The sequence below is a fragment of the Tabrizicola sp. genome (assembly GCF_030373185.1).
In the GTDB taxonomy this organism is placed as follows: Bacteria; Pseudomonadota; Alphaproteobacteria; order Rhodobacterales; family Rhodobacteraceae; genus Tabrizicola.
Map to the genome: position 1 here is coordinate 1 of NZ_JAUCZH010000016.1, position 10,722 is coordinate 10,722.

The 10,722-nt window shown below is 62.3% G+C and carries 3 protein-coding genes and 1 pseudogene; 3 read left to right on the forward strand and 1 reads right to left on the reverse strand.

Features of this window, described 5'->3' with window-relative positions:
• Positions 1 to 320: 320 nt before the first annotated feature.
• Complete coding sequence (locus QUV21_RS17735; RefSeq protein ID WP_300856686.1) at positions 321 to 5,909, reverse strand: RecQ family ATP-dependent DNA helicase; 5,589 nt, start codon at positions 5,907 to 5,909, stop codon at positions 321 to 323.
• 131 nt (positions 5,910 to 6,040) lie between these two features.
• Here QUV21_RS17735 and QUV21_RS17740 point away from each other — a divergent pair, with 131 nt between their 5' ends.
• The 3 genes and pseudogenes from QUV21_RS17740 to QUV21_RS17750 all read left to right on the forward strand — a co-directional run.
• Positions 6,041 to 6,757, forward strand: a complete 717-nt coding sequence (locus tag QUV21_RS17740; protein ID WP_300856683.1) for a class I SAM-dependent methyltransferase — start codon at positions 6,041 to 6,043, stop codon at positions 6,755 to 6,757.
• Positions 6,727 to 9,930 carry a DUF3427 domain-containing protein gene (locus tag QUV21_RS17745; RefSeq protein WP_300856685.1) on the forward strand — a complete coding sequence of 1,068 codons (3,204 nt, stop codon included), beginning with the start codon at positions 6,727 to 6,729 and terminating at the stop codon, positions 9,928 to 9,930. The genes QUV21_RS17740 and QUV21_RS17745 overlap by 31 nt, the downstream gene beginning before the upstream one ends.
• Positions 9,931 to 10,448: 518 nt before the next feature.
• Positions 10,449 to 10,664 (forward strand): annotated as a pseudogene (locus tag QUV21_RS17750) (transposase); the annotation flags it as partial.
• Positions 10,665 to 10,722 lie beyond the last annotated feature (58 nt).

Genomic DNA, 10,722 nt, shown 5'->3' on the forward strand with positions numbered 1-10,722 from the left:
TTGCGGAGCCTGAATCATGCCGCAAGCGCAAGTTCAATGGGTCCTGACCCTAAAGCGGGCGGAGCGAGCTTCCTCTCGTAGAACACGTAGGTTGCGTTGGTCTCGGGCGTCGCGCCGTTCACGAGCCCATTAAGTGCGCTAACCGGTGACAGGCGCTACACCTGGCTGCAGCCAAGCATCGGCGTTCCAACTAACTTCCGCTTAAGGCTGCAGCGACACGCCTCGACGGGCCGCAAAGGGCGGTGAGCCGCTGGTGAGGCTGCGGCATTGCCTCCGCAGAAACAGTACAATGCGGGCGTTCGTCGTCTCCGCCCGAGCGTTCAGTCCTCGACTAACGTTAGGTCGTCTCCTCCCTTCGACGATTTTCTTCCTCTCCGAACCTTGCGCGACTGGGATGGTGCTTTGGCGGTGTAGCTCTCTTTCAGAGCACGCTCGACCAACCAACTCGCCGGATGCCCCGGAAACCCCTCACCGAACTTGCGGATCAGTTTCAGGTAACGAAAGCCGATCGCGGAAAGCTTGCAGATATCGGCGCCGCTCTTCGTGTCAATGACAACAAGCCCGCCGCCTTTGGGGCCGAGCGTGAGACCTTTGGTTTCGAGGCTTGCAACAAGAGCAGCCCAGCCATTGGCACGGGACATGGCATCTCGGACGACCGTTTCGAGAAGGGCGAGGTTCTCATGTTGTTCCTCGGAAAGCGCACCTGCCGTGCCGGACGGCAATGCGACTTCGGTGTCGGTAAGACGCTTGATTGACCCTTGCGCCTTGGTCTCAGCCACCGGCGGCTTTTGCCGTACCTCGCTATGCAGGGGCCTAAAGACCAACTCGGGCAAGATAGTTTCCCAACTGTCACGGCGCAGACTGCCGTGAAACTCTTCCTTGTTGTCGACCTTGCGCCAGTTTACGATGGCACCAACCTGGCCCGTATCGAATACATAGCCCTCAGGATGCTGCCAGGCATTGGCCATCCGGCCAAGCAAGCGGCCGCCGGCATCCACAAGGATCCATTTTCCTTCGCGTGAGAGGAGCCTTAGCGGGTCACCGACCTTCGCGTCGCGGATGGCGGTCAGGCATTCGTTGCCGGCGGTGAGACGCCCGGCATAGGAAAGATCGACCAAGCCGAGGCTAGGCAGGGCGTAGATTTCGGCAACGGGCAATTCTTTGGCCGCTGCCGTGGCAACCCGGCGATAGACAACCGAAGGCGCGCTCGTATAGAGCAGCTGATGCGGCCCGTTGCTTAGCACCGTCAGGCTTTGCCTTGCGCGGGTCATGGCAACGTAGAATAGACGCCGCGGCGCATCTGGGTCCTCGTTCCTGGACGGGTTGCGCCAATCGCCATTCAGGATGACCACATGATCGAACTCCAGCCCTTTGGCTCGGTGCGCGGTGAGCAGCAGCAGGCCGCGTTGCTGGCCCCTCGTATCGCGCGCCCATTCGGCGATCCATTCGATGACATCGGGGACGGGCATGGTGCCGTTGTTCAATTCCCGCGCTAGATCGGCGATCCCTTCGGCCAGAAGGCTGATCCATTTGTTCATGGGCTGTTCGTTGAGGATGTCGAGAATGTCCCGGATACCAAGCAGCGCCCCCTTTCGTTGACGAAGCCCCGCAACGAGTCGCTGCGTTTCCCGCAGACGCCAGATGTTGGGCAAGTCCTCGTTCGCCATCTCGACCTTGATGCCCTGCGCCTCGGCATAGGCGCGCACGAAGTTGAGGGTGTGCCATGTCCGCGAAATCACGGCGGCGCGGTTCCAGCTCCAGTCCGGATCGAGACGGGCCAGACGGCTGAGTTCGTCCACCGCGGCCGCCGCCTGCGCCATCTCGCCCGTCGGCACGTCCAGAAGCTGCACCCTGCCCTGCGCCACCGTATCCGCCTGCGTCAGGCGACCACCCGCAGGCAGGCCCGCCCGTTCGGAGTTGATGCGGATCGGATTGTCGCGCTTCATCCGTCCCGATGCCTTGGAGATCACATGGTTGGAGGCATCGATGATTCTGGCGGTCGATCTGTAATTTTCCACGAGGAACGTGGGCTTCGCCTTGTAGTCCTCCTCGAACTTGCGGATGTAGTCCACGGACGCGCCCCTAAAGGCGTAGATGTTCTGATCGTCATCCCCGACAGCGAACAGGCTAAGTTTGAGGTCGGCATCTTCCAGGGTTCGCCCGGCCACGGCCGCGATCAGAGCATATTCCTGCGAACCGATATCCTGGTACTCATCGACCAATATCCAGCGATAGCCCTGGATCAGACTCTCCCTCTGGGCCTCGGACTCGGATTTCGTTAGGCCTTCGGGGTTAAGCTGCCGAACCGCTTCCATGACGACCGTGTCAAAATCTTCCGACGCAGCCTGCATGCCGGCGAAGCTCGCGCCGACAAGCTTCATCGCAAGCGCGTGACAGGTCGAAATGGTGACGCCCACGGCATCGTCGCCCACCAGCGCGCGCAGCCTGGCACGGATTTCCGCAGCGGCGTGGCGGTTGTAGGCGAGCACAAGGATACCGCGCGGATCTTCGCGCTTGATGCGCAAGAGATACGCGATGCGGTGGACAAGCACCCGGGTCTTGCCTGACCCCGGCCCGGCCAAGATCAGGACGTTGGTCCGATCCCGGTCATCAGTCACAATATCCTGCTGGGTCCTGTTGCCAAGATCCTCGACGATTGATTTCCACGATTTGCCAGTCGTCTGCCGGCGGATCTCACGGGCCTTGCCGGGCATCCAACGCCTGAGGAACTGGTCCTTATTCAGAAGAAAGTAATCCTCTGACAGGCGGGCGGCATCATCCATCGAATTCAGGCCGGTTTCGGCATAAGTTGCCATCACATGGGTCTGCAGCGTCTGTTCGGCGTAATGATCCTCGAGCGGGGCGAAATCGGTCTGGGTGAAGCCGCCACCCCTTGGGTTGAGGCAGATCGTCATCGCGGGACGGAACACGGTCAGTCCCTTTCCCAAGACGGCCACGTCCTGCTCGTGCAACCAGAGGAGCGACCTTTCGAGAAGCTTGGTCATGTCGCGGATGCCGCTGCTGCTCAAAAGCGCGTCCTGCGTCAGCTGGGCAAGAAGATCTCCGACGGTGGTATCGACCTGCAGATCCTTGCCCCGCACGCCCTTGTCGAGCCGCCCGATCAGATGCTCCAGCAACAGACCCGCGGCCGTCCGGCGCAGCTCCGCCGTCTGTCCGACCGTGCGCCACGAGCGTTCGAGCGTGACCAGCAGGGTGTTACGGCTGGCCGTGCGCAGACTGATGTTGCCTTTGCCGCCATCCTGCCCCCGACCATCCCGCGCGATGCCGCGCAAAAGCTTGTCCACGATGTCGGGGCGGGCGTTCGGGTGGCCCCTGTCGCGCAGGCGCTGGCATGTCTCGGCCAGATGCAGGGGATTGGGCACCCTGTCATCTGCCTCTGGGGCCAGTTCCTGCATCAGCTGGATCAGGTCCAACTCGAGCTGGGCGGCCTCCGCAAGGCGGAATGGCGATGCATTGGCGACGCCGACATGGACGAACACCGTCATGGCCACGTCGTTGCGGGCAAGACCGAATGTTTCAAGATCGGCCATCGCCTTGGCCAAGGCCCCGTGCGCGAGACCACAAGCTGCTGACAGATCGTCCGTCGACACCCCTTCATCGGCCGGGGTCGACATCAGATGTGCGACAATGTCGAGCAATTGTTTGCGATAGGTCTCAGTGATCTCGGCCGTGGCAAGACGCGCGCGCGCCTCATCAAGGGTGCGGGTCCGGAGCGAAGATGGGAAAACCCGAACACGGTTTTCTTCTCGCGAGACAAGTGTCGCTTCCTCCAGCCAGGATACAGCCGTCTTGACGCGCGTGTCGTCGGTCGCGCTGTCCCTTTCGAATTCACGGTCCTTCTCGGACCGCACAATCTCGCCCGAGGTCGCCACAATCGTGCCTGTCTTCTTGGTTCTTTCGTCGATCCGCCGAAGCGCCTTGAGGATCGCACCGATCTCGTGGCGTTGAAGGCGGGAACTGGCGGACAAGCGGAACTGGTTCTCGATGTCATCAGCGGCAAAGAGCAGGACACAATGAGCATCCTGTCGGTCACGCCCGGCCCGCCCGGCTTCCTGCAGATAGTTTTCCAGCGAGCCCGGAATATCGGCATGAACGACAAGGCGGATGTCGGGTTTGTCGATGCCCATGCCGAATGCGTTGGTCGCCGCGATCACGCGCAACTCGCCGACCCGGAACCTTTCCTGCACCTCCTTCTTTTCATCCGCCCCAAGTCCGGCATGAAAGGCCGCGGCATCCATGCCCTGAGCTGCGAGGAATTCGGCCAAGCGGTGAGTTTCCTTACGCGAGGCGCAATAGACGACGGCGCCGGACCGCCCGACAGCGGGCAGAAATTCCTCTATCGTAGCAAGGACATGGGCTAGCTTCTCGGCCTTGTTCGTCGGCCTGACCGCAAAAGTGAGGTTCGGGCGCGATGCCCCTCCATCCAGCGTCAGGAGATCGACGCCGAGACGCGCCCGAAAATGCTCCACGATATCGGCTACCACTTCGGGCTTGGCCGTCGCGGTCAGGCAGGTGATGGGTGCAGGCGTCTGGTCGCCGGAAAACTCACGAATGAAACGGCCCAGATATCGATAGTCGGGCCGGAAATCGTGACCCCATTTCGAGACGCAATGCGCCTCATCCACGACCCAAAGCCCCACTTCCCGCTGAGCCAGGACCGAGCGGATCGAGGTGCTGCGCAACTGTTCCGGCGAGATGATGAGAATGCCCGCATCTCCCATGCGCACCTTGTCGAGCGCATCCTGACGTTCGGGCATCGACATCATGCCGTTGATCGTCACGGCACAGGAGATGCCCGCCCGCTCCATCCCCTGCACCTGATCGGCCATTAAGGCGACAAGGGGCGAAATCACTACCGTCAGGGCGCCCGTCTTGTCGTAACGCGACAGGGCCGGCACCTGATAGCACAGCGATTTCCCCGTGCCGGTCGGCAAGATGCCGAGCAGGCTTTTGCCCGCCATGCCTTCTTCGACGATACGTTCCTGCAAGGGGCGGCCATCGGGATCCACGGGTTCCGGGCGGAAGGCGTCGAAGCCGAACCATCTTTGCAGCGCCCTCACAGAATCATTCTGTTCGGCACACCAGCTGCATGACGGATCCCGGCACGACGTGTCCCTCAGATGGCGCACGATGAGAGAAGCTTCCCGGAACTGGGCGCGGACCCAGGGCGGCATGACCGAATCCCCCCCCGCCACCGTGATCCAGGACAGCGCATAGGCCATGGCCCAGCCATTGCGGGGGTTGGCCAGGCGGGTCAGCGTCTGCTCGATCCTCTTCTCACAGGCCTTGCCCGACAGCATGCTGTGGATCGCCGAAATGGCCGCGTCCTGCCCGGGACAAGCGGCACCGCGCAGATAGGCGAAGACTGCGTCAAAGCCCCCCGCCCGTTCCATGCGCGTAGTCAGGTAATGATAGGCGACGAGCGCATCAGGCTGCCTCTCCCCGAGTGCCGCAAATGCGTCGAGTTGGTTGGCCAGGACCTCGAAGACCAGCCGCGCATCCAATTCCGGATCGTTGATATGGCCCTTTGCCAAACGACCGTCCTGATAGTGTTTGACGAGATGGTGGTAGGGGTTGCGCGGGAAAGCCAGCGGGTTAAGCCAGAGCGTGTCGATCGGGGCTTCCATGACCTTCGAAAGCCGCGGCCGGACAGCAATCAAGTGTACCATGTCATGATGGAGGAAGTTATGCCCGATCGGGTGATCCACGTCACCGATGGCGGCCTCGAGATCGTCAAGCTGTCGGGCGGTCGGCTCGCCGCGCGTGTTCAGGACCGGGCGGTCATCGTGACGAACCGCGGCCAAGGCAAAGACGCGGGCAGTGCTTGGGTCGACCTCAAGATCGACAGCCAAGCATCGCGACAAGACCGCGGCATGCCTCTCTTCCATAGTTGAACCCAGCTCCCGAACCGGTTGGAAATAAAGGATACGTTTCAACCGCCGAATACAACCCGATATGGCGAGATGACCCTCAAGCGCGGCTTTTGGGCCTAGCTTATTGAGTTGAGAACGCAGTTCGAATGAAATGGCTGGTGGTATGGCGGTCTTCTTTTCAGAAGATCGGTGCCATAAATGACTCCACCCCGCTGGTCAAATCCCTGATTTACTGGGAAGCTACCAGATCATGGCCCAGATCTAATGTCGCGATGTCAGACTACTACGACCACCACGCTACGACCTTCATCGCGACGACGCGCGATGTCGACATGTCGGAATCTCGGGGGCGGTTTTTGACAGCTTTGCCGACGCGTCCGGGAGGCTCCGCACGCATTCTCGATGCAGGGTCGGGGTCCGGGCGGGATGCGCTGGCCTTCAGGCTCTTGGGCCATGAGGTCGCGGCCTTCGATGCCTCGCCCGCGATGGTTGCCGCCACGCAGGCGCATGCGGCTGTGCTAACCCGGCTGATGCGGTTCGAGGAATTCGCTTGGGAACACCAGCTTGAGGGGATCTGGGCCTGCGCTTCCCTCCTGCACGTGGCCGCGGTGGATTTGCCCGGGGTCATCGGCCGCCTTGCCGCCCATCTGGTGCCCGGAGGCGCGCTCTACCTGTCGTTCAAGCACGGCACAGGCGATCGGATGAATGACAGGCGCCGGTTCACCGACATGACGGCCGAACGCCTGGCGGCTCTTCTGGACGGATGCGGCACACTCGGCCAACCTGATATCTGGGTGAGCTGGGACTGCCGCCCGGATCGCGCGTCGGAAGTGTGGGTGAATTCAGTGGTGAAGAAGACGTGACGGGTGGATCGGGTGTCCCCGAGGGGTCGAGCAACCGTCCCTGCGCGCTCTGCAATGCCGCCGCCAGCGCCATCGTGGAATGCGACGCCCAGGTCATCCTGATCCGCCATGGCGCAGGTCTTGCCCTAGCTCCGCGCAACCACATCGCGCAATGGCGGGACCTGTCGGCACGCGAGCAGACAGCGCTGGCGGCGAGAATCGGCCGCGCGCAGGCGCTTCTGGAAACGGCTGAGGCGAACGCGCGTGTAACGCTGGCAGAGACTGCTGGCCATGTCCACCTGCGCATTGATCCGCCGTTGGCAGCACCCGGTCCTTTGCCGGGCATGCCCCATGACCGCCCGCTGATCTCGGGCGGCGAGGATGCTCTGCACGCCCACCTGCGCCCCCTAATCGACAGGGCGCGCGCCGTCGATCTTTCGGTGTCGTTCCTCATGACCTCGGGCGTGCGGCTGGTCCTGCCGCATCTGCGCGACCTGATGGACCGGGGCGGGCAACTGAGGCTGCTGACCGGCGACTATTTGGGCGTCACCGAACCGGCAGCCCTGCGGCTGATCGCAGACCTCGAGGGCGAGCGACAGCTTCGTGTGTTCCAGGCGGCGCAGATCCCGTTCCACCCCAAGGCCTGGATATTCACCTTCGCGGGTGACGGCGGCGGCCTGATCGTCGGATCGTCAAACCTGTCACGTTCTGCGCTGACTGATGGCATCGAATGGAACCTGCGCCACGTCGATCCAGTCGACCCCGCCCCGCTGCTGGCCGCCCGCGCGGCCTTTGAGGCATTGCTGGCAAGGCCCGAGGTCGTCGAGCTGACGCCGGCCTGGATCGACGCTTATGAGGAGCGCCGCGTAGCGCCCCAGCCCAAGATCACTGGCGCACCTGTGGAGCCCGCGGAAACGGACCCCACGCCGCACGAGGTTCAGGCCGAGGCTCTGGCGGCGTTGCGGGCGACCCGGGCAAAAGGCTATGGCGCGGGGCTGGTGGTGCTGGCCACGGGACTGGGCAAGACCTTCCTCGCTGCCTTCGACAGCGCGGGCGAGGCCCGCGTCCTGTTCGTTGCGCATCGCGAAGAAATCCTGACCCAAGCCATGGTCGCCTTCCGCGCGGTCCGGCCCCGCGTCCGGCTTGGCCGCTACAGCGGGGAGGAGAAGGACGCGGAGGCCGATATCGTCTTCGCCTCGGTCCAGACATTGGCGCGCAACGCTCACCTGACTTCTTTCGCCCCCCGCGCATTCGACTACATCGTCGTCGACGAATTCCACCACGCAGCCGCCGCCACCTATCGGCGCATCATCGATCATTTTCAGCCCAACTTCCTGCTGGGCCTGACCGCAACTCCAGATCGCAGCGATGGTGGCGACCTGTTGGGGCTTTGCGAGGAAAACCTCGTATACGAATGCGATCTCTGGTCGGGGATCGACCGAGGGCTTTTAGCGCCCTTCCACTATTTCGGCGTGCCCGACCCAGTCGAATATTCCCAGATCCCTTGGCGCAGCGGGCGGTTCGACGAGGCCGCCCTGACCGAAGCTGTTGCAACCCAGGCCCGCGCCGAGAACGCACTCGAACAACTCGCGAAACGCGGCGGCAAAAAGACCATCGGTTTCTGCGTCTCCCGCCGCCACGCCGATTTCATGGCCGATTTTGCGCAAACCCACGGGCTGCGCGCCGTCGCCGTTCATTCGGGCGACACCTCCGCCCCCCGGGCGAGCGCGCTAAAGGCGTTGGAGGACGGCAATCTCGATATCGTCTTCGCGGTCGACATGTTCAACGAGGGCGTCGACGTACCCTCGATCGACACGGTGCTGATGCTGCGCCCGACCGAAAGCCCAGTGATTTGGCTGCAGCAGCTGGGCCGCGGTCTGCGCCGATCGGCGGAAAAGACCCATCTGGCCGTCATCGACTATATCGGCAACCATCGGATTTTTCTGACCAAGTTCCGCACCTTGCTCAAGCTGGGCGCAGGCGATGGCGCGCTGCGGCTGGCGTTGGAGCGACTTAACGACAAGTTGATCCAATTCCCGGTGGGCTGCGAGGTGACATATGACCTTCAGGCGATCGACATCCTGCGATCCCTGATCCGCCAGCCGCGCGACGGCGAGGAGCTGGCCGCCTTCTACCGCGACTTCCGCGAGCGCCACGGCACAAGGCCCACGGCTTCCGAAGTGCAGTATGCAGGCTTTAACCCCGGCCGTACAGGTCATTCAGGGTGGATCGGCTTTGTGGCCGATATGGGTGATCTGTCCGAAGCGCAACGTGCCGCCTGGACCGCGCATCGCGCCCTTCTGGACGAGGTAGAGACGACGCGGATGACCCGCAGCTACAAGATGCTGGTCCTTCGCGCGATGATCGAGGCGGGCGCCTTCCCGGGCCGGATTGCCCTAACCGATCTGGTGGAGCGCGTCGCCCGGCTGGCCCGCCGCAACCCTCAGATCAAGGAGGATCTGAGCGTCGATCCGGATGATACTCCCCGCCTGCGCGCGGTGCTGCTGGAGCAACCGCTCAAGATCCTGGCCGAGACGGATTGGTTCCAGCAGGGGCAGGGAATCTTCGAGACCACATTTGCCGACGCGGAGAACAGAGCCCTCACCGCGCTTGCCTCGGAACTCGTGGATTGGCGCCTCTTGCGATACCTCCAGGCACGGGATGCGGCCTATGACATGTCCGAGGGTATGAGCCTTGCTGAGGCCGGCGAAGATGGCGCCCCAGGGCCGGTCGCTCCCACGAAGGGTCTCATCCTCTGGCAGGAATACCAGCGCGACCAGATCGCGCCGTATTTCGGAGCGATGTTTAATACCGGGTCATGGAACGCCGGGATCGTGGTGCTCAAGAGCGTGAAGGCAATGATCCTTCTGGTGACGATGGACAAAGGCAGCATGTCCGTCGGCGGCCACTACGCCGACCAGTTCGACAGCTCCACTCGCTTTGTCTGGCAGACCCAGACCAGCACCCGCCGCGACGACCTACGCGGCCGCATCATCTCCGGCGCTGAGCCTGACTGGACGGTCTATTTGTTCCTGCGCAAATCGAAGCTGCGCGATGGCCGCGCAGCACCTTTCCGCTACGCTGGTCCAGTGGAGTTCGCAGGATGGGAGGGCGAAGCGCCGATTACGGTGCAGTGGGAGATCGCCGAGCCGGTGCCGCAGCAGTTGCGGGAGTTGTATGATGTGACGAAGTGATGGCCGGCGCTCACTATGGGGAAGCTGCACTGCGGCACTTGCAGTGAGGTGAACGGCAGGTAAGGGCCTATTCTGTTGAAAAACTCGCATCTTTGCCCGAGCGGGCCGGATGATCAGAAAATCTTCCCGCGTGAGCAACGACATGCAAAACAAGGTCTGAAAGTTCGCCTGTGGCGGAAACGGTGTTCGAAATTTGGAAGCCGATTATCGCCTGGTGGGGTTTTTCAACAGAGTAGGCCGTTTGCGGACTGACAGGGTTAGCTCTACCGGATTTGAGAGCGTACGCTTGCCTTAGTCGTCGATCAGGGCCAGATTCTACATTCTAAAGGTGGCCTCGGATTGACATCTGATGGAAGACGTCAAGTAGCCAGCTGCGGATATGCTCGATTTTTAGCGCTTCAATTCCAGTGTCACCGCTGCGCCAGCGACAGACAATTCCAGTGACCCGGTAATCCCCCCCGAAAGTAAGGGGCTGCATAAGTAGAATTTTCTCGCCAAGATGAACGAGGAGATTCTGAATGAAGACAAGCAGATACAGTGAGGCTCAGATCCTTGCGATCCTGCGGCAGGCCGAAGGCGGGATGCCGGTGGCCGAGCTGTGCCGGGCGCATGGCATGAGCAGCGCGTCGTTTTACAAGTGGCGGGCGAAGTATGGCGGCATGGACGCGTCCCTCATCAGCCAGATGAAGGCCATGGAAGAGGAGAACCGGCGGCTGAAGCGGATGTATGCGGACCTCATGACCTGCCCCCCAGTCGTCCCTCGTTCATGACGAGAGTCCTTGGGGTTGATAG

Excerpts from the sequence above, each read along its gene's own strand:
- QUV21_RS17735 (WP_300856686.1), bottom strand. The coding sequence starts at position 5,909 with ATGGAAGAGAGGCATGCCGCGGTCTTGTCGCGATGCTTGGCTGTCGAT.
- QUV21_RS17740 (WP_300856683.1), top strand. The coding sequence starts at position 6,041 with ATGAAATGGCTGGTGGTATGGCGGTCTTCTTTTCAGAAGATCGGTGCC.